This window comes from Paenibacillus sp. TAB_01 (genome assembly GCF_043945595.1).
GTDB lineage: Bacteria > Bacillota > Bacilli > Paenibacillales > NBRC-103111 > Paenibacillus_S.
Genome location: NZ_JBIFNP010000001.1, coordinates 3,018,335 through 3,037,771 on the forward strand (window position 1 = coordinate 3,018,335; position 19,437 = coordinate 3,037,771).

At 49.3% G+C, this 19,437-nt stretch carries 18 protein-coding genes; 12 read left to right on the top strand and 6 right to left on the bottom strand.

Annotated features, from left to right (window positions below; all coding sequences use genetic code 11):
• The first annotated feature begins 152 nt into the window (after positions 1 to 152).
• Both ACHHV8_RS14500 and ACHHV8_RS14505 read left to right on the top strand, forming a co-directional pair.
• Complete coding sequence (locus ACHHV8_RS14500) at positions 153 to 635, top strand: DUF2975 domain-containing protein (protein WP_395159024.1); 483 nt, start codon at positions 153 to 155, stop codon at positions 633 to 635.
• Positions 636 to 645: 10 nt separating this feature from the next.
• A complete protein-coding gene (locus ACHHV8_RS14505; protein ID WP_395159026.1) occupies positions 646 to 858 on the top strand; it encodes a helix-turn-helix domain-containing protein in 213 nt (70 codons plus the stop codon).
• A 47-nt stretch (positions 859 to 905) separates the two neighbouring features.
• Here the strand turns inward: ACHHV8_RS14505 and ACHHV8_RS14510 are convergent, their stop codons facing one another.
• The 5 genes from ACHHV8_RS14510 to ACHHV8_RS14530 form a co-directional block, all read right to left on the bottom strand.
• Positions 906 to 1,997, bottom strand: coding sequence for a PRK06851 family protein (locus ACHHV8_RS14510; RefSeq protein WP_395159028.1), 1,092 nt, complete (start codon positions 1,995 to 1,997; stop codon positions 906 to 908).
• Between the two features lie 268 nt (positions 1,998 to 2,265).
• Positions 2,266 to 2,703, bottom strand: coding sequence for a DUF6526 family protein (locus ACHHV8_RS14515; protein WP_395159030.1), 438 nt, complete (start codon positions 2,701 to 2,703; stop codon positions 2,266 to 2,268).
• A 32-nt stretch (positions 2,704 to 2,735) separates the two neighbouring features.
• Positions 2,736 to 3,857 carry an ABC transporter permease gene (locus ACHHV8_RS14520; protein ID WP_395159032.1) on the bottom strand — a complete coding sequence of 374 codons (1,122 nt, stop codon included), beginning with the start codon at positions 3,855 to 3,857 and terminating at the stop codon, positions 2,736 to 2,738.
• Positions 3,854 to 4,831, bottom strand: coding sequence for an ABC transporter ATP-binding protein (locus ACHHV8_RS14525; protein WP_395159034.1), 978 nt, complete (start codon positions 4,829 to 4,831; stop codon positions 3,854 to 3,856). Before ACHHV8_RS14525 ends, ACHHV8_RS14520 begins: the two co-directional genes overlap by 4 nt.
• Positions 4,832 to 4,905: 74 nt before the next feature.
• Positions 4,906 to 5,358 (bottom strand): MarR family winged helix-turn-helix transcriptional regulator, encoded by a 453-nt coding sequence (locus ACHHV8_RS14530; protein WP_395159036.1) that lies wholly within the window; start codon positions 5,356 to 5,358, stop codon positions 4,906 to 4,908.
• Positions 5,359 to 5,618: 260 nt separating this feature from the next.
• Here ACHHV8_RS14530 and ACHHV8_RS14535 point away from each other — a divergent pair, with 260 nt between their 5' ends.
• From ACHHV8_RS14535 to ACHHV8_RS14545, 3 genes are all read left to right on the top strand, one after another.
• Positions 5,619 to 7,136: an extracellular solute-binding protein gene (locus ACHHV8_RS14535; protein ID WP_395159038.1), complete on the top strand. Its 1,518-nt coding sequence runs from the start codon at positions 5,619 to 5,621 to the stop codon at positions 7,134 to 7,136.
• A gap of 325 nt (positions 7,137 to 7,461) precedes the next feature.
• Positions 7,462 to 8,304, top strand: coding sequence for a fumarate hydratase (locus tag ACHHV8_RS14540; RefSeq protein WP_395159040.1), 843 nt, complete (start codon positions 7,462 to 7,464; stop codon positions 8,302 to 8,304).
• A 28-nt stretch (positions 8,305 to 8,332) separates the two neighbouring features.
• Positions 8,333 to 8,887 carry a Fe-S-containing hydro-lyase gene (locus ACHHV8_RS14545; RefSeq protein WP_395159042.1) on the top strand — a complete coding sequence of 185 codons (555 nt, stop codon included), beginning with the start codon at positions 8,333 to 8,335 and terminating at the stop codon, positions 8,885 to 8,887.
• Between the two features lie 145 nt (positions 8,888 to 9,032).
• On the opposite strand, the gene ACHHV8_RS14550 is transcribed toward ACHHV8_RS14545, so the two are convergent.
• Entirely contained in the window at positions 9,033 to 9,983 is a 951-nt protein-coding gene (locus ACHHV8_RS14550; protein WP_395159044.1) for an S-layer homology domain-containing protein, read from the bottom strand.
• A 321-nt stretch (positions 9,984 to 10,304) separates the two neighbouring features.
• Between ACHHV8_RS14550 and ACHHV8_RS14555 the strand changes: the two genes are divergently transcribed.
• The 7 genes from ACHHV8_RS14555 (at position 10,305) to ACHHV8_RS14585 (ending at position 19,435) form a co-directional block, all read left to right on the top strand.
• A complete protein-coding gene (locus ACHHV8_RS14555; RefSeq protein WP_395159046.1) occupies positions 10,305 to 11,006 on the top strand; it encodes an extracellular solute-binding protein in 702 nt (233 codons plus the stop codon).
• A complete protein-coding gene (locus tag ACHHV8_RS14560) occupies positions 10,969 to 11,916 on the top strand; it encodes a type 2 periplasmic-binding domain-containing protein (RefSeq protein WP_395159048.1) in 948 nt (315 codons plus the stop codon). Before ACHHV8_RS14555 ends, ACHHV8_RS14560 begins: the two co-directional genes overlap by 38 nt.
• 216 nt (positions 11,917 to 12,132) lie before the next feature.
• A complete protein-coding gene (locus ACHHV8_RS14565) occupies positions 12,133 to 14,478 on the top strand; it encodes a helix-turn-helix domain-containing protein (RefSeq protein ID WP_395159050.1) in 2,346 nt (781 codons plus the stop codon).
• 348 nt (positions 14,479 to 14,826) lie between these two features.
• Complete coding sequence (locus ACHHV8_RS14570; RefSeq protein ID WP_395159052.1) at positions 14,827 to 15,783, top strand: ABC transporter permease; 957 nt, start codon at positions 14,827 to 14,829, stop codon at positions 15,781 to 15,783.
• Between the two features lie 16 nt (positions 15,784 to 15,799).
• Positions 15,800 to 16,684 (top strand): carbohydrate ABC transporter permease, encoded by an 885-nt coding sequence (locus ACHHV8_RS14575; protein ID WP_395159056.1) that lies wholly within the window; start codon positions 15,800 to 15,802, stop codon positions 16,682 to 16,684.
• A gap of 59 nt (positions 16,685 to 16,743) precedes the next feature.
• Positions 16,744 to 18,366: an extracellular solute-binding protein gene (locus ACHHV8_RS14580; RefSeq protein WP_395159058.1), complete on the top strand. Its 1,623-nt coding sequence runs from the start codon at positions 16,744 to 16,746 to the stop codon at positions 18,364 to 18,366.
• 28 nt (positions 18,367 to 18,394) lie between these two features.
• Entirely contained in the window at positions 18,395 to 19,435 is a 1,041-nt protein-coding gene (locus ACHHV8_RS14585; RefSeq protein WP_395159060.1) for a sialidase family protein, read from the top strand.
• The last annotated feature ends 2 nt before the right edge of the window (positions 19,436 to 19,437 follow it).

The window sequence follows — 19,437 nt, forward strand, 5'->3', positions numbered from 1 at the left end:
TAGTGATAAGAAATGCTTTTTATTTTTTCACTTATAATAAAAAGGTTATTGTATTAACAACAATAATGTAATAAAAAACGATACTAATTTATTGTAAAACAATAAATTATATGTTAAATTCATTTTATAAATAAATTAGCGAGGTGCTCTTTATGAAACGGGGAACAACACTCTTTTTGAAGGCGGCTGATATTCTTATTGGAATTCCAGTTCTTGCATTGTGCATATTTTTGGTGCCTAAGATCGGGAATTTTGCCGGGGAATTGTATCCGGATATAGCTTATATGAAAACTCTCGTTTTGATCGATATGTATGCGGCAGCGATACCTTTTTACTTTGCTCTGTATCAAGCCTTTAAACTTTTAAGCTATATTGATAAGAACCAAGCGTTCTCGGAATTATCCGTAAAGGCTTTAAATAATATAAAATACTGTGCTCTCACAATCGGTACCTTGTACCTGCTGGGTATGCCGCTCTATTATCTGATGGGGAAGAAAATTGACCCTCCAAGCTTCATGCCAATGGGATCGGTCATTATTTTCGCCTCTATGGTGATCGCCGTTTTTGCTGCTGTTCTCCAAAGACTTTTACAAGAAGCGATTCAATTAAAATCAGAAAATGATTTAACGGTCTGAGGTGGAGCCTATGGCAATTATTATTCATATTGATGTGATGTTAGCAAAACGAAAAATGAGCGTAACAGAGCTTTCGGAGAAGGTTGGAATTACTATGGCGAATCTTTCCATTCTGAAAAATGGAAAAGCCAAAGCGGTTCGGCTTTCAACATTAGAAGCGATATGTAAGACTTTGGATTGTCAGCCGGGTGATATTCTCGAGTACACCAGCGACGAATCATGACGAAAAGGCAGCGCATTATTGGCTGCCTTTAAATATTCCATTAGCCGCTACAGGCTGTGCTTCATTAATGCTGACTGCAATTGAGCCCGCAGTTCCTCAACAACTGAAAAATTCGTTGCCGCCGTATAGAAGGACTTTATCTGTGAATCGATGGCTTCAGCCGCCGCCAAATAAGAGGTGGCTTCCTTCATTTTTGCCGTATACCGTTCTTTAATTGCCGCTATTTCAGCAGCATAGGTTTCATCTGTCCCTGGGGTCATGGCGCGTTCATACATATCCAGGACCTCATCGCCTTCCCGATCAGGGAAGTATTCGTGAGGAGCGGTGCTATCGAAAATAGCTGTGCTGAGCTGCGGGAAAATCAGCATATCGAGGCTGTTGGGATCCAAACCGCAATGATACACTTGAACATCGATGCCATTCTCTTCGGCGGCAGCCGCAAGCTTTTTCAGCAGCGTGGATTTTCCGGAGCCCGGTCTTCCTTTGATAAAAATCCGCCTGTTCAACTGAGCTGTCAAGCTTTGTATAAAATCAAACGCACCCTTCGGAGTCGCTGCCCCGAAAAACAAGTGACGTCCAACGGCCGATGTCCCGGTTTCATAACCGGCGTACAATTCGTGAATCAATTCCTGCGTGATTTGGTCTGCCTTAATGAAGTCCATGCTCTCGATATAAAATTTTTCCCATTCGTCATGAATCCGTAAAGCAGCTGCAAAGGTTTCATAGGCATTGGAATAAGCATCGATCAGCTTTTCTTTGAGCTCATCGATGGTTGCAAGAGTCTCCGTGGACATACTTCTGTTATCAAGCGCCGCCCCGAAATCGAATGTAAGAGTTTCATCTGAGACACCCTTTAAGATCCCATCACTCGCTTGCCTATCAATCACACCAACCTTTAAATCGGTTGCAATAATGCCGTCCAGCTCATCTGGCCGAAGCGGGGAATGGAAGCATTGCACGTGCTGACCTCTGTCCAGCAGACTTTCCGCCAAATTACGAAGAGTCGTGGATTTGCCTGTACCAGAGGGACCCGTTAGGACGAGAAGCTTATCCAGTCCTTGGAAAGCCGATTCATACAAAAAATGAGCACCGCGCGCGGTATTGCCGCGAGCAAAATAGTGGGATGCGTTTTCAATCAACCTGAACACTCCTTTTGCGCTCCTGTCATGCGGCCTGCAAATTTCACATTGGAAGTGCAGGGGCATAAGCGCATATGGGATAGATGCCTAGGATTAACTTATTCTCGTTAGCCTTCAAAGGTGTTTAGAATGTTGAGCGATAATTAAATTGCTGGTCACCAGGATGAGTGAAGATGACTCGCATAGTAAAAAAGCGAAATCCCTTTATACAGGAATTTCGCTTATGTTAAGCCGGTGTTTCGTCTGGTATGCCCTAAGCCTAAGCGGCCTAGACCCGGTAATGGTCGGCTCTCCAGTTTTTGACCGCTTTTTTGATCATATCCGGGGCCATATTCTCCTCGATCGCTTTTTCACAAAGGGAAGGGAACTCAGCGTCACTTGCGAAGCGCAGAGCAATCAGCTGCTTCATCGTAAGCCGGGGATCGATCCAACGTCCGGTCAGCTTGAAGTGGCGAAGATCTTCCTCGGCTCGTATAAGCCGATCCTGTACCTTGACCGCGTACATGCGGCCTGTGGCGGATCCGATCAATACAACGATCCCAAGGAGCAGCAGCAGGATGCTCGCAAGAGCGCCATGCTCGGCAAAACCCAAGACCGCATAGACGATCGAGAGGATGGCGGTAATAAGACTGAGCGGGAGGAGCACATAATGATAAATGGGCACAATTTGCTTATGATTGGCGTAATTTTGTGAAGGTTGAGTCATATTCGGATTCCCCTTTGGTCTTTAGGTTTCTTTTACTCCCATTTAAACGAAAAGCTGGCGATAATAAAAGCGACGATCATCCATCCGCCGAGCAGGGCCGCTTCCGGCCATAACGTGGATAGATCTGAACCGACGTTCATAATTTGCCGGAGAGCGGTAGAAAGATGGGTGATCGGCAGCAGTTTAACGATCGGCTGGATCAGCTCCGGCATGTTTTTGATCGGGAAAAATACGCCGCCAAGAAACATGAGCGGGAAAGAGATGAATCCGGCGATCGGTCCGGCACTTTCCGGCGTCTTGGCGAGACCTGCGATAATAAAGCCGATCGACATAAACGTCAGCGTGCCCAAGATGACGAACATAATCAGCAGAAGCCATGACCCGTTCACCTGCGTGCCGAAAAACAAATAACCGATAAGCAGCACGAGCAGCGCCTGAATGCCGTTTAGCATGAGCCTCGCCGTAATTTGGGCCGAAATGAATGTCGAGGCCTTAAGGGTCGTGCTTTGCATTCTTCTCAGAATACCGCGCTCCCGCCAGGCTGCGATTTGTCCGGCCACGCCGTTTAAATTTGTCGACATGATCATCATCGCGACCATGCCGGGTACGAGGAAGTCGATATATTTAAGCTTGATCGCTTGAATGCCCTTCGCATCGACGGTGATCAGCTGCTTGTATTGAACGAGCTGTTTGCTGATCGAGTCCGCTACTTGATCGACAACGGTCAGGCCCACTTGGGAAATTGTCATATTGGTTTCATCATAGTAAACGGTGATCTTGGCATTCGCTGCAGAAGCTGCGGTTCCTGCCGGATTGATTTTTAGCGCATCCACTGCGCTGCCATAGTTTTTCGGGATGACAATGACGAGCTGGCGGTCGCCTTTTTTGAGCTGGTCCAGCGCTTGGGCCTGATCGTTAAGCAGGTCAAACGTCACGATGTTCAGAGAACGAAGCGCGTCGGCATATTGCTGGGATGCCGGCGAACGATCTTCATCCACAAGCGCCGCATTCAGCGAAATCACGTTCCCGCCCCCCAGAAAAGAGCCCAAAGAGACCATGAGCAGAATAGGGAAGAGGATGGTGAAAAAGATGACGCTGCGGTTTCGCGAAAAGACGCGGAGTTGTGCCAATGTAAGCTGTATGTAGGCGTTCATGCTTCCCTGAGGCTCCTTCCCGTCATATGTAGGAAAACATCTTCGAGCGTGGCCGTTCGCGTTTGCAGTTCACTGAACACGAGTCCGGAACGGTCGGCAAATTGGATAAAGTCGAGCAGTGACGCCTGCAGGTTATCGGTATACAGCGTAATGACATCTTCCCGCCGATCGGCCTGCTTCACTTCATTCAGCTCGCCGAGCCGATCCAGCAAACTGCCGTCCTCCGTTTGGCCGGACAGCCTGAATTCGATCGCGCTGTCAGATTGCAGGCTGTGAACCAGATTGCGCGGCGTGTCAAGCGCCACAATTCCGCCTTTGTCCATCAGGCAAATGCGGTCGCACAGCGCATGCGCTTCGTCCATGTAATGAGTGGAAAGCACGATCGTTTTGCCTTGCTCTTTCATGCGCAGGATGATGTCCCACAACGTTCGGCGCGCCTGCGGATCAAGGCCTGTCGTCGGTTCATCAAGGAATACGACGAGCGGGTCGTTCAGCAGCGCCAGGGCGATGGCCAGCCGCTGCTTCTGGCCGCCGGACAAATTTTTGACCCGGCCGTTCGCTTTGTCCGTCAAAATCATTTGTTCGATCAAAGGCTCGATTGGCAGCGATGTTTTGTAAAAGCTTGCGTACATTCGCATGATTTCCTTCACGGTCAGCAGCTCGAATAACGAGGTCGACTGCAGCTGAACGCCGATTACTTCCTTGACTTTGGTCAGAGAGGTATGGGTATCGTAGCCCGCAACCTTGGCGATGCCCGCATCCGGCTTGCGCAAGCCTTCGATCATTTCCATCGTCGTCGTTTTTCCGGCACCGTTCGGTCCTAGAAGTCCGAAAACCTCTCCCTGCATCACTTGAAAATGAATACCGTTCACGGCGGTGAAATCGCCGTATCGCTTGACGAGGCCTTCCACCTCTATGATCGGCTTAGTGGTATCCTGCTTCATCTCCGCCTCATTTTTCATGTCGGCAATCATAAACCTCTCCTTTTGTAACGGGTTCAGAATCATTCCAGCTTTAATAATATTTTCATTACGGTAATAAATTCGTGCTACTCCTGAATTTGTTCCATGCTGGAATGAATTTTCCGGAACAGCTCCAGCAAAATAAGCCTTTCCGCAGGTGTGAGAGATTCCAGCATTTGCTGCACCAGCACGTTCAGCAGATCGGGAAATCCTTGCATCAGGCTTGCGGCTTTGTCCGTCATGGAGATGACATAGCTTCGACGGTCACCCGGATCAAGCTTCCGCTCAATATACTGCTTCTGCTCCAAGCCGTCCAGCAGACGAGTGAGGGTGCTGAGACTGACGTTTTGCATGTTTCGGGCAATCTCCTTGACAATTTGCGGGCCGTTTTGCATAAGGATGAAAAGCACACTGAACTCATGATGGCTCAGATCGCAGCTGATCTCGAAATGCTGTGAGCAGTTTTTGATCTTCCCACCGATAAACATAATAAAGCTGCGTACCGATTCGATTTGTGTGGTATCAGGCTGCTTTTCCAAAGTGAAATTCCTTTCTTTGCTCAAAAAATATTTTCAAAACGGTAATAATATCATTGTATGGTTCATGGAATCATTTGTCAAACGATGGAAGAGGGAACTGACTCGTCTGTAAAGAACTTGTATGTATACAATTTTTTTTATTTGGCATCTTATATCTCGGTTTTGATTATGGTAGAATATAGAAAAGTAATGTAAGCGTTTACAATCAAGAAGTAAGTTTCTTGAGTTTACGCAAAAAAACAACGCAAGGGGGAAGTTACATGAAACACAAAAAAATCATCGTTTTATCTTGTGCTTCAATTTTAACTGCAGGAACGCTTGTCGGATGTACGTCAAAAGAAGCGGCCAAACCTACGGACACACCTCAAAACACCGGTCCTCTTGCTGTTACGATTGCGGTTACCCAAGTAGGTGAAATTCCGGCGAAAGGCAACGAGATCGAAAAAGCGATTGAAAAATACACCAACACGAAGCTCGATTTTCAGTGGATTCCAAGCTCTGCTTATGATGAAAAAGTAAATATTATGATCGCCTCAGGCGAAGTTCCTAAAATTTTAAAAGTCAACTATACGCCTACGACGATCGCATCGCTGCAATCCGGCACGTTCTGGGAAGTAGGTCCTTATCTGAAAGATTATAAAAACTTATCAGCTCAAAATCCTCAGTATTATGAAAACATCAAAGTGGACGGCAAACTGTATGGCATTCCACTTTACCGCGAAATCGCAAGACCTGCTGTCATCTATCGTCAAGACTGGATGGATGCTTTGAAATTAAAAGCGCCGCTTACTCTTGATGATTGGTATCAAGTTTCCAAAACTATAGCAACAGGAGACCCGGATCAAAACGGCAAAAACGACACCTACGGCTTTGTTTTGGATAAAAAGTATAATGAAGCCTCTGCCTCAGGTTCTGTATTAACTCGTATTGCGGTTTCGCAAGGCGGGGTGAACCGTTGGGGGGTAGACAATGCAGGTAAATTCACTCCAGAATTCATGACAGCGCCGTTTATAGACACCATGAAGCTGTTTAAGCGGCTTTATAGCGAAAAGCTAATCAATCAAGATTTTCCGGCGGTAGATGCGACTGAAACCGATAAATTGTTTGAATCCGGTCGTGTCGGCGTGAAAATCAACGGGGTTGCAACGAATGCTGCGAACATTCAGGACCGTATCGTCAAAGTTGATCCTAAAGCTCAGCTTGACATTACACCATGGCAAGGGCCCAACGGCGGACGCGTTGCGGCTCAATCCGGAAATAACGGTCTGCTTGTCTTCTCGAAATCTTCGGTGAAAACAGAAGTGGAATTAAAGCAATTGCTCATCTTTTTAGATAAAATGATGGACCCTGAAATGTCCATGCTTCAAAAACGCGGGATTGAGGGCGTTCACTATACGAAGGTTGATGGCGGGATGGTTGCATGGAAAGACCTGACTGCTTTCAATAAAGATGTAAAGCCTTATCGGGACAGCTTGCTCAATTTCGAAACGTATAATGTGCTGCCGCTTAAAGATACGCCGCTTGCTATGAAAGGGTATAAGATGGAGCCGGATTCACTGCAATTCGCGGTTCACAACCCTGCTCTTAACTTAAGCTCTGCCATCTACTCCGAGCGCGGTAAAGAGCTTGAAACAATGATTCAAGATGCGGAAACGAAATACATTGTCGGCAAGCTCGATGATGCAGGCTTCCAGGCCGAAGTGGAGAAATGGAGAAAATCCGGCGGGGATCAACTCATTAAGGAGTATGAAGCCGCGTATAAAACCGCGAAAAAGTAAACCAAAGCCATGCTAGTCTGGTATATTCAGGACTGACCTCCTAACGAGAGGCGAGAAAACACCTTCAAGAGAATGCGTCCATATCGCAAGATGTGGATGACAACTTTGGAGGTGTTTTTGGTTTGGCAGCATGGATATATCTGAGGTCTACAATAGCAATTATTGCATAGGTGAATAAGAAGATAGCAATAAATGCGGTTCTTGTTAACAAAAGATGTGCTAAAATTGTTCTTGTAGCATAATAGTTTTTGTTTGTAAGCGCTTTATATTATAACCGGCACGCAGTCGGAATATTCAATAGGAGATGAAAGGCAGGAGAACAAGGATGAGGATTGTCCATACGGATCAAATTCGCGATACCATCGCCATGATGTGTTGGGAGGCATGCTATTATTTGCCGCAAGATATTCTGGAAGGCTTTCGCAAAGCAAGTGAAACAGAGGAATCTCCGCTCGGGAAGAGCATTCTCGACCAATTAATCGAGAATGCCCAATTGGCGGCTGAGGAAGACCGGCCTTATTGCCACGATACCGGATTGACCGTAGTTTATGCGGATGTAGGGCAGGATGTCCATATTCAAGGCGGAGATTTCACAAGCGCCATCCATGAAGGCATCCGGAAGGGCTATAAGGAAGGATACCTCCGCAACTCCATTGTATCCGATCCTTTGCTCCGCAAAAATACGAACGACAATACGCCTGGCGTCATTCACATGCGAATTGTTCCCGGAGAGCAGATCAAGCTGACGGTATTGCCCAAGGGCGGAGGCAGCGAAAACATGAGTGCTATGAAGTTCTTGCTTCCGGGTGACGGCGTGGCCGGAGTCAAGAAATTTGTACTGGATACCATCATCGCAGCAGGGGGCAGAGCCTGTCCGCCGCTTGTGGTTGGAGTAGGGATCGGCGGTAGCTTTGATAAAGTGACGGAAATCGCCAAAGAAGCCGTACTGCGTGAGGTGGGCGCTTTTCATCATGAAGAGCATATTGCCCAATTGGAGAAAGATTTATTGGATGACATCAACAAAACCGGTATAGGCCCGCAAGGCTTGGGAGGCTCTAATACGGCGATATGGGTTGCTGTCGAAACTTATGGCTGCCATATTACCGCGCTCCCGGTAGCCGTTAATATCCAATGTCATGCAGCCCGTAAAAATACAAAAGTCATTTAATGTCAGGTATGAAAGGAAGGTGCCCCGCATGGCAAAAGTTTACTTGGAAACTCCGCTCACGCGAGATAAAGCGGTAGAGCTCAGAGCCGGTGACGAGGTTTTTCTTAACGGAACCATTTACGTAGCACGTGATGCTGCACATAAGCGAATGATTGAACTACTGAAAAACAACGAGCCGCTGCCCGTTAATTTAAAGGATCAAATTATTTTCTATGCCGGGCCAACGCCGCCGAAGCCGGGTCAAATTATTGGTTCCATTGCTCCTACAACGGCATCCCGTATGGATCCTTATACGCCTGCCATGTATGAGTATGGGGTGAAAGGCAAGATCGGCAAAGGACCCAGAAGCAAGGAAGTAAAAGACGCGTGTGTAAAATATGAGGCTGTGTGCCTGTCCGCAATAGGCGGATTATCCGCACTGTTGGCTAATAAGGTCAAAGCGGCCGAGGTTGTTGCATATGAGGATTTGGGACCGGAGGCGATACGTAAGCTGACGGTTGAAAATTTCCCTGTTCTGGTTGTATACGATGCGTACGGTGGAGATCTTTACGAGCAGGAAATTGCAAAATACAGAAAACTATAGCAGCTTTGTTGAAGGGACTAACTCATGTTGAGCACTCTATTGACGAGCAGGTGGAGTACAAACCCTGCTCGTTGTTTAATTTAACGTGTAACAAGGTCGATTAATATTTGCACATTAGAGCCGATTGCTATTAACACGATTTCATTTACGATATAGGTTCTTTATAGCCGAAAGAATGCCATACCCCGTAGTTATCTTTTATGGTCACGCCTCGCTGGCCTCCCATCGCTGCATCGCTATAATACGGGTAGCTTTTGCCTTCTGTGAAAAGTCCCTTGAAGTTTCCTTCGAAGGAAACAGGAGCGGCTTCAACCTTTAATACCGTATCCGTAACCGTCACAACGTTAGTCACTTGCGTCGATGAGCCGTAATTGGACTCCATCACCTGTTGAACGGTACTTTCCTCTTTCAACATATTGATTTCGTTGGTCAGTGCTTGAATTGTTTCCTGATCCGTAGTTACAGGGGTTTGTCTCTGTTCTACAAATCGAATGGCGTTATATAACCATATTGCAGACTCTCCGCGCGTAAGCTCGCTTTTCGGATTAAAATTTCCGTCCTTGTCAAGTACCGCGATTTTATAATGCACAAGACGCAGAATGCTTCCTTGCAGCTCAGGAGTGATCTGACTGTCATCCTTGATCTCCAGTTTCAAATTAATCATAGGCAAATTTGCCTTTTTCTCCAAAGCACGATCAAGCAAATTGGCAAACTGCTCGCGTGTCATCGTCGCGTTAGGATTCACATCTTCAGGGATGTCCAAACCGTTGTAGTGAGCGATTACGAATGCCTCCGCGTACCAAGCATCATCACGGATATTCGTAAACAGGCTGGAAGAAATCGGCGGCTTCTCAAACTTCATAAGATCCAAATTATAATCGAATGCCTTTACAATCATCTGCACGGACTGCGCATAGCTGATCTTTCCTTTTGGAGCAAAATGCTCCGCATCAACCCCGTTGACGATACCTCGATCTTGCAGCATGGAGATTGCAGTCGATTGGTCACCGTTTACATCGGTAAATGCAAATACGGATCCTACGGATAAACTACTAAACAACATCGTTGTAGAAATCAGAGCCGCTAATTTTTTCATCCTAAAAACCTCCTCGTATATTTGCTTCCTCGGAGGGAAGTTATCTTTCTAACGTTACTTACTTCTCGAATGTTGCAAACAATTTTCAAACACCACCGAACGGCTCGATTGCATGTTCGATTTTGGTGAAATAAGTTAGTAAACTTTCGATGAAAATCTGAGAAAATCATGAAGCGTTTTTGGTTCAAAGCGGAGAATCGTAATTAGGTTTGTCGAAATTCGTCAGTCGCATTTTATAATTTTATTCAAGTCATTGGTTCTTAATGGTATACTTAGCTTGAACTTTGCTCGTTACTATGTTGGCAAGGAGAGTCATTTCGCATGGCCAAAACATGGAGCGCCACCGCCACCGCTGCTGTCCTCTTCGCGGCTGCCGTATTATTCGGCTGCTTCTACTGGCTGTTTATCGGCGATACGGAGCTGCCGCACCGTCTGGGGGCTGATCCCTCCCCGGTCCGTGAACGCACGCTCAAAGTCATGTTCTCCGAGACGGATAATCAGAAAGTAAGGGAGAACACGCCGATTCAGCAGGAAATCGCCAGAAGGACGGGGTTCCGGCTGACGTACACGGCGGTGCCGACCAGCAATTATAACGATAAGAAGAAGATGCTGCTGGCTACGCAGAATGCGCCCGATATCATTCAGATCGATAAGCAGGATGTGAACGAATTTTCTTCGGCTGGCGTATTTCTGCCGCTAATGGATTATATGAACCGGGGGCTGATGCCCAACTTCAAGAAGCTGTGGGACGAGAACCCCGACCTGCTCCGCTTAACCGTCGATGGCGAGCTGTACGGTTTTCCGGCCATCGTGCGCGACGAGGCGAAGAACGGTTTCGGGCCGGTTATACGGATGGGCCTGCTGCAGAAGCATCATCTGCCGGTTCCTCATACGTTCAATGAGCTGCTTGACGTGCTCAAGCGATTGAAAGCGCTGTATCCCGACTCGGTCCCATGCGTCCGTCCGCAAGGGAACGCCGCAGCTATTGGCAGCTTCTTCGTACATGCTTGGAAGCGGCTATAACGCGGGCAACGGGATGTATTTCGATCCCGATCGGGATGGCGGGCGGTATGTGTACGGACCGGCGTCGCCGCAGTTCAAGCCTGTGCTGGCTTTTCTGAATCAAGCGTATACATCGGGAGTGCTGGACCCGGATTATGCGGTGTTGACCCAGCAGCAGTGGACGGAGAAGCTGACCGGCGGCGAATCGTTCTTTTTCCTGGACAACAGCGGCTTCGGCCTGAACTTTACCCGAGCCTTGCGAACGGCTCATCCCGAAGCTTTCTTTCAGGTGATGCCGATTCCCGAATATGCCGAGGGGAAAGCCCGGGCCCAGTTTTATATGAATACGTTTTCCGGCAAAATGTTTGCCGTCAGCTCCAAGGTGCAGGAACCCGAGTCGGTCGTGAAGCTGCTGGACTGGATGTATTCGGAGGAAGGGTTCCGGCTGATGAACTTCGGGATCGAAGGAGAGCACTATACAATGGATGACCGCGGCCAGCCGGTCTACAAGAAGGATTTCATTCAAACATTCATTCACGCAGAGCCTACGCCGTATTATGCGCTCTATTCGGAGCTGGGCTGCTGCCAGCTGAGCTTCACGCCGTATTATTCTAACACGCTGTCCCAGTTTCAAATCGAGAAGGTCACGGGCACGTGGGACAAGCTCAACGAAGAGTATTGGAGCCTTATCGCCTCCGATCCGGCCTATAGGCCATCCGTGATGGAGCCGCCGCTGACCAAGCGGGAAGCTGCCAGAGCAAAGGACATCCATTCGGCGCTCAACGATATGCTGGATGAGCAATTCGACAAATTCATTATGGGGCTGAAGCCCATAGAAGAATACGACCAGGTGATACGGCAAGCCCGAGAGCTGGGGGCGGCCGAATTGGAGGACATATACAACCGCGCGGAAGCTCGCATGAAGCAATAAAACTGCGGTGAACAACGAGCGGAGAGGCCGTTTGAATTTGGAAAAGCAACAGTAGCAGCCTATGAGAGGGGATACTCCTTGTAAATAAGAAATATAAGGGGGATGATGAATCCGCTTATCACAGCGATTGTATGGTCAAACGGGCACGGAAGCGAATCTTTTCACAACCTGATCAGCATGCCCGCATAGATGGATAGCGAAGGAGGGGGACGGGAGTTGCGCTGGAACAGCTTCTTCCGCAATAGAGAGAATCGGCTGTATTTTAAAATACTATTTTACTTTCTCACACTGTTAATTCCGATCGTCATTATCGGGCTGTCGACTTATATGTACTCGCTCTATATTATGAAGAAAGATTTTAATGACCGGATCAAGACCAATCTGCAAAATGCCGCGCAGACGATCGACGCCAAAATGGGCTCGCTGCAAGAAATCAGCTTTAATTTTTTCAGCGATTACACGGTGAGGATGCTGTTAATGCCCGAAGAGCAGCAAAGCTTGGAAGTGAAGACGGAAATATGGCGGCTGCCCAAAATTATTCAGCGCAACGAAAATATTGTCAGCGATTTCACCGACCGGATCTATGTGTACATCGATAAGTCGAGCGTGTATGTCAGCGCGGGAGTGAACCGGTTCGATTCTTTTTTTGGCACGATGTACAAATACGATCCATACGACGCCGGCTACTGGGCGCAAAAGCTGAGCTCAGACAAGTATATCGAGCTGCTGCCCGCAGCCTCCGTCAAACGCGAAGGAATTTACGACAAGCAGGTCGTTCCCGTCGTCATCCGCGACCGGCTGCAGAGCTATAATGCCGTCATGGTCATCAATGTGGCGGTAGACGCGATTGAGAAGGCGCTTAAAGGCAACGCCGTCTTCGAATCGACCCGCTATGTGATTACGGACGGCAGCGGCAAGGCGCTGCTTGACCCGAGCGGCTATATGGCGGACCCGCTGTTCGCCGGGGCCGTCGCAGACCGGAGCGGCGATCAGGCGCTGAACGGAGAAATGGACATTGCCGGGGAGCGTTATGAAGTGTCTCACGCCAAGTCGGCATTATACGGATGGGACTATTACTCGTTTACGCCGATCAGCGAGTTTCACCGCCATACTTCAAGCATTCTTCTAATGACCTTGCTGTTATGCCTGGTATTAGTTTTGATGGGTATTGTCTTCTCCTTCGTGTTCAGCTCGCGGATTTATAATCCGATACGCAGTATCCGCAATATCATTCTGGAGAAAAGCGACTTATGGAGCCAGGAAGGGCACGCACAGGCACAGCAGGCGAATGATTTTGAGCAAATCCAGCAGGGCCTCCGCTCACTGACCGATTCTCATCGGCAGTATAAAAGAAAGTACGATCAGCATACGAGCGAATATGTCGAGTCGTCCTTCCAGTTTTTGCTGAAAGGACACACGCTGAATCAGGAGGAAATATTGCAGGAAACGCTGAAGCTGGAATTCGGCTTCGACAGAGCCGGATATGTTTGCTGCGGAGTGTCCTTTGACTTTAAGGAGCCATTCTACCAGGACATTCAGGATACGGACCGGTTGCTGGTCATGAACGGGATCAAGAAAATTATCTGGACGCTGCTCGGAGAGATAGCGCCGTCGTACATCATCGAGTACCGGCACAATTTGTTCGTGGCGATCGTTAACGTTGAGAGCCGGGAGCAGGCGTCAGCTCTGCATCCTGCATTCCAAAAGCTGATGAGCTTGTTCCAATACGACATTCATATGTACTACGATATGACTGTCGGCATCGGCGCATTTTATTCCGGTATTAACGAGATCGGAGCCTCGTATAACGAAGCAATGACGGCGATCGGCAAACGCAGCGGCAATGACCGGTTCCAGATCATCGATTCCGAGCAGCTCCAGATCGAGAACCGGTTCATGTACTCGCTGTTTGACGAGCAAAAAATATGGAACCATTTGAAGCTGGGCCATAAAGACGCGCTCCGCGATCTTATCGACCAGATTGTAACGGCGAACGTGCAGGGCAGCATTTCGTATGAATATTGGAGACTGCTGTTTCTGGAAATGTACACGACCGGCGCACGGTTTCTTGTGGAGAGGGGGCTGGATGCCCATTCCATCGCCGCGGACGAGAAATTAAGCCGCTTGCTGGAGGGCGAGCAGAGCGTATCGTTCTCCGAGTACAGTGAATTGCAGGAAGCGATTTACGCTTATTATGTACAGATCATCGACGCGACGCGAACGGGCGGCGATGCCAAATCCGGCAGCCTCGTTTCCTTAATCGAGAAGTATATCGAAGACAATTACCGCCAGGATCTCGGCCTGGAACAGATCGCCGGAGAAATGGGCATCTCGCTCAAATACGTATCCCGCGTGTTCAAAGAAAAGACGGGCGTCAATCTGACCGATTACATCAACCAAGTTCGCATGGATAAGGCGAAGAAGCTTCTGACCGGCACCGATATGCGGGTGAGCGACATCGCCGAGGAGATCGGCATCCCGAGCCGGACGACGTTTCTGCGCGTATTCAAGAAAACGGAAGGGATAGCGCCGAACGATTACCGTTCCCTGCACCGCAAATGAGGATACTCCGAATATAGTTTGTTCATAGAAGCAGCTCATAGAAGCCATAGACCCGCCCTGGTCTGTGGCTTTTTTGACATGAATTGATTAACCGCCGAAGAACGGGGGATTTGCCTGATTCTGCGGCTTGAAGGGGGAAAATGGACACCGGTAGAAAGTTGAATCAAGCCAGCCGGAGTGCGAAAAGTGCATCGTCCGGTCGGGTATCGGTTCTTTTCAGACGGCGGCGCCGGTTTCTATAATAAGCTCACCGGGCGATGACAAGCTAAGGAACGTCCGAATCAGAAAAGCGTCTCGAAGCAGCCGTGCATACGGAGGGCGGGACGTGCATTACACCGGGAGGGGATTGTGATTCAAAGTCAACAAACCAAACAGGCGGCCGCGTTCAGCTCGGCGAGAATACGCCATCCTGTCATACGGGGGATGGCAAGGAGCAAGTATTTGTACGCGATCTTTTTCATTCCGTTCTGCTATTATGTCATCTTCCATTATTGGCCGATGTACGGAATCATCATTGCGTTCAAAAACTACAACATCGTCAAAGGCATCTCGGGAAGTCCGTGGGTCGGGTTTCATCATTTCGAGAAATTTTTGAAAGACCCTTATTTCTGGAAGCTGATCCGCAACACGCTGCTGATTAACATCTATGAATTGATATGGGCGTTTCCGGCGCCGATCGTGCTTGCGCTCATGCTCAACGAGCTGAAGAACCAGATGTTCAAGCGGATCGTGCAAAGCATCAGCTACTTGCCGCACTTTATTTCGACCGTCGTCGTCTGCGGGATGATCGCGAACTTTTTGTCCTCGGACGGGCTGATTAATCAGATTATTGAATGGTTGGGATTGGAGCCCGTCAAATTTTTGATGCTGCCGGAGTGGTTCCGTACGATTTTCGTCGCCTCCGGCATATGGCAGAGCGTCGGCTGGGGCTCCATCATTTATTTGGCTGCGCTGACCGGGGTGGACGTGGAGCTGTACGACGCCGCCAAGATCGACGGCGCGAACCGTTGGCATCAGCTGCTGAGTATCACGCTGCCGAGCATCGCTCCGACGATTTCGATTATGCTGATTTTAAACCTGGGCAGGCTGATGTCGGTCGGATTTGAGAAAATCATTTTGCTTTACAACGGATCGACGTATGAAACCGCGGATGTCATTTCGACGTTCGTTTATCGCAGAGGGTTGCTTGGAAGCGACTTCAGCTACGCTACGGCGGTCGAGCTGTTTCAGGCGATCGTAGGCTTGGTGCTGCTGTATACCGCGAACAAAGCTTCCAAAAAAATAAGTCAAACCAGTTTGTGGTAGGGGAGGGACAGAGAAAATGAACCGACAAGCTACGCTCGGATCCCGGCTTCTGGACGGCGTCATTATCGTGCTGTTATTGGCGCTCGTGTTCGTGACCTTATATCCGATTTACTATATTTTCATCGTTTCCATCAGCGACGGCAGTGCGGTGAACCGGGGCGACGTCAAATGGATTCCGCACGACGTGACGATCGAGGCGTACAAAATTATTTTCAAAAACAAAGATATTTGGCACGCCTACGGAAATACGCTGCAGTACACGATCATCGGGACGGCGATTAATGTCGTGCTTTCGGCGATGTGCGCTTTTGCGCTGTCGCGTAAGGATATGTATGGGCGCAATGCGTTTATCTTCATGATTGCGTTTACGATGTTTTTGAGCGGGGGCATGATCCCTACATATCTGGTCATTCAGAAGCTGGGGCTGATCGATACGATGTGGGCTATCGTTTTACCGCCCGCCATCAATACGTTCAATATGATCATCATGAAAACCTTCTTCGAAGGGATTCCGGTATCGCTGCAGGAATCGGCTTTCCTGGACGGGGCGAACGATATTCAAATTCTGCTGCGAATCATTCTCCCGTTATCGATGCCGATTATGGCGACGATGGTGCTGTTCTATGCGGTTCACCATTGGAACAGCTTCTTTCCGTCGCTGCTGTACTTGAACAGCAAAGATATGTATCCGGTACAGGTGATGCTGCGAAACATCGTCATCGCCGGTGAATTCGCCAGCCAGCAGGGGGATATCGGCAGCGCAGGCTCCAGCTTCCGGGTTGTGGCCGCCAACTATAAGTACGCGGTCATCATCATTACCATCATTCCGATTCTTGTGGTGTACCCTTACCTGCAAAAATATTTTGCCAAAGGGGTTATGATAGGCGCCTTAAAAGGCTGAGCAAGCAGATGGGAAGGCTTAAGAAAAACAAAGCTAATCATTCCAGGGAGGTAGTAACAATGGCAAAAAGATGGTCTCGCATGGCGGCGGTTTCCTTGACGGGGATTGCGCTGATCGGCATGGCGGCATGCTCGGGCAAGGAGGCGGATCCGGTTGACACGGGCGCCGGGCAGGCGGCTGCAGGTACGCAAATCGTAGATAAAGAGCGTACGGTGAAGGTCGTATTTCCCGAAAACGCCAATCAGCCGGTGAAGAAAGATGCTCCGATTCAGCAGGAAGTGTTGAAGCGGACGAATGTGAAGCTCGAATTTGAAACCGTACCGAGCAGCAATTACAACGACAAGAAGAAAACGCTGATCGCTACGAACAATCTGCCCGACATTATCCAGGTGGAGAAAAACGACTTGAACGATTTCGGTTCGACGGGTGTATTCCTGCCGCTGATGGACTATATGAACAAAGGGCTGATGCCGAACTTCAAGAAGATATGGGACGCCAATCCCGACATGGTCAAGATGACGGTGGACGGTGAGCTGTACGGTTTCCCGGCGGTTGCCCGCAATGAACTGAAGAACGGCTTCGGTCCGGTCATTCGCGAGGATTTGCTGAAGAAGCATCAGCTGGAGCAGCCCAAAACGTTCGACGAGCTGCTTACCGTATTGGCCAAGCTGAAGGAGCTGTACCCCGATTCCAAGCCGTGGACAGTGCGCAACGGCACGCCGCAATTGCTGGCGACGACCTCGTATATGCTGGGCAGCGGAGTCAACAGCACCAAAGGCAACGGCATGTACTACGATAAAGATATCGACGGCGGCAAATATGTGTTCGGCCCCGCCACGTCGGCGTTCAAAAATGTGCTGTCCTACTTTAATAAAGCTTACAAAATGGGCGTTCTCGATCCCGACTACGCCGTTACAACCCAGCAGCAGTGGACAGAGAAGCTGACCAGCGGGAAATCGTTCTTTTTCCTGGATAACAGCGGATTTTCTTTGAACTACACCCGCGATCTGCGCAAAACGCAGCCGGAAGGACAATTCCAGGTGCTGCCGATTCCGGAGTATGCTCCCGGTAAAGCGCGCGCCAACTTCTACGCTACGGTATTCGGCGGCAAGACATTCGCGATCAGCGCGAAGGCGAAGAATCCCGAGCAGCTGGTGAAGCTGCTGGATTGGATGTATTCGGAAGAAGGCTCCAATCTGATGAACTTCGGTATTGAAGGGGTTCATTACGCCATGGACGATAAAGGGGAACCGAAGTACAAAGAGGATTACGTGGCCAAATTCAAAAATGCCACGCCGACGCCGTACTACGCCCTGTATTCCGACCTGGGCTGCTGCCAGCTGAGCTTTACGCCTTATTACACGAACACGATGAGTCAGACCCAGATCGAGAAAATGACCGGCAACTGGGATGCGATTAACGATGAATACTGGGGCATTATCGCCAAAGATAAAGCATATAACGAGCCTGTAATGGATCCGCCGCTGAGCCAAGAAGAAGCGTCCCGTGTCAAGGAGTTGAATGTTACTATTAATACAATGCTCGATCAGGAGTACGATAAATTTATTATGGGTGTGAAGAAGATCGACGAATATGACGCAGTGATTCAGAAAGCACGCGACATGGGTGCCGGCGAGCTGGAGAAAATCTATAGCGATGCGCTGGCCCGAATGAAGAAGTAATTCATCTTGAACAAGGAGCTGAATGTAAATGAAGATTAAGCAGTATACGGAACAATATTTATTCGAAGAGGCGCGCCCGTTCGCCAGCTGCCACGCGTCAACGGTGATCGCCTTCCCGAACGGGGACTTGCTCGCTGCTTATTTTGCAGGCTCCAAGGAAGGCAATCCGGATGTAGGCATCTGGTGCTCCAAACGGACGAACGGCTCCTGGTCGGCACCTTATCTCGTAGCTGACGAGGCTGATCTCGTCCACTGGAATCCCGTCCTGTTCCGTAAGGACGATGGGCAGATTGTTCTCCATTATAAAGTGGGACATCCGATTCCCGAATGGTATACGCGGGTTACCGTATCCGATGACGACGGCTTGACCTGGAGCCGTCCCGTCGACTTGGTGCCCGGCGATGTCGGGGGAAGGGGCCCGGTAAAAAACAAGCTGATTCAGCTGCAGGACGGCACGTGGCTCGCCCCAGCATCGCTGGAGGGAACGTACTGGGACGCTTTCGCCGATATTTCGGCCGATCAAGGGCTTACCTGGACGGCCAGCGCGAAGGTGCCGGTCCGGCATGAGGGGCAAGCCGAGGGCGAATACCCGGAAGGAGCGGAGCTGATCCGGGGCAAGGGCATTATCCAGCCGACGGTGTGGGAATCCGCGCCGGGGCAGGTGCACATGTTGACCCGCAGCACAGCCGGGTTCATCTACCGGAGCGACTCCGCCGATGCGGGCCGTACCTGGTCGCCCGCTTACCGGACCTATTTGCCCAACAATAACAGCGGCATCGATCTGGCGAGAATGGATAACGGAGCGCTTGTGCTGGCTTATAACCCGGTCGGCATGTACAGGGGGCCGCGCACTCCGCTTATGCTGAGCATCTCGACCGATAACGGGGAAACATGGGAGCAGCTCAAAGTATTGGAGGGCGAGTATACGTCGTACACGGTGCCGATCGAATACGGCGAGTTTTCTTATCCCGCCGTTATCGCGCAGGGGAATGCCATCCATGTGACCTATACCTGGAAGCGGGAGCGTATCGTGTGCTGGAGTCTGGAGCTGGAATTTGAAGAAAACTGACG

What these genes read in the sequence shown, in the direction of transcription:
- ACHHV8_RS14500 (WP_395159024.1), top strand. Translation starts at nt 153, where the DNA reads ATGAAACGGGGAACAACACTCTTTTTGAAGGCGGCTGATATTCTTATT.
- ACHHV8_RS14505 (WP_395159026.1), top strand. Translation starts at nt 646, where the DNA reads ATGGCAATTATTATTCATATTGATGTGATGTTAGCAAAACGAAAAATG.
- ACHHV8_RS14515 (WP_395159030.1), bottom strand. Translation starts at nt 2,703, where the DNA reads ATGACTCAACCTTCACAAAATTACGCCAATCATAAGCAAATTGTGCCC.
- ACHHV8_RS14520 (WP_395159032.1), bottom strand. Translation starts at nt 3,857, where the DNA reads ATGAACGCCTACATACAGCTTACATTGGCACAACTCCGCGTCTTTTCG.
- ACHHV8_RS14525 (WP_395159034.1), bottom strand. Translation starts at nt 4,831, where the DNA reads ATGATTGCCGACATGAAAAATGAGGCGGAGATGAAGCAGGATACCACT.
- ACHHV8_RS14535 (WP_395159038.1), top strand. Translation starts at nt 5,619, where the DNA reads ATGAAACACAAAAAAATCATCGTTTTATCTTGTGCTTCAATTTTAACT.
- ACHHV8_RS14540 (WP_395159040.1), top strand. Translation starts at nt 7,462, where the DNA reads ATGAGGATTGTCCATACGGATCAAATTCGCGATACCATCGCCATGATG.
- ACHHV8_RS14545 (WP_395159042.1), top strand. Translation starts at nt 8,333, where the DNA reads ATGGCAAAAGTTTACTTGGAAACTCCGCTCACGCGAGATAAAGCGGTA.
- ACHHV8_RS14550 (WP_395159044.1), bottom strand. Translation starts at nt 9,983, where the DNA reads ATGAAAAAATTAGCGGCTCTGATTTCTACAACGATGTTGTTTAGTAGT.
- ACHHV8_RS14555 (WP_395159046.1), top strand. Translation starts at nt 10,305, where the DNA reads ATGGCCAAAACATGGAGCGCCACCGCCACCGCTGCTGTCCTCTTCGCG.
- ACHHV8_RS14575 (WP_395159056.1), top strand. Translation starts at nt 15,800, where the DNA reads ATGAACCGACAAGCTACGCTCGGATCCCGGCTTCTGGACGGCGTCATT.
- ACHHV8_RS14580 (WP_395159058.1), top strand. Translation starts at nt 16,744, where the DNA reads ATGGCAAAAAGATGGTCTCGCATGGCGGCGGTTTCCTTGACGGGGATT.
- ACHHV8_RS14585 (WP_395159060.1), top strand. Translation starts at nt 18,395, where the DNA reads ATGAAGATTAAGCAGTATACGGAACAATATTTATTCGAAGAGGCGCGC.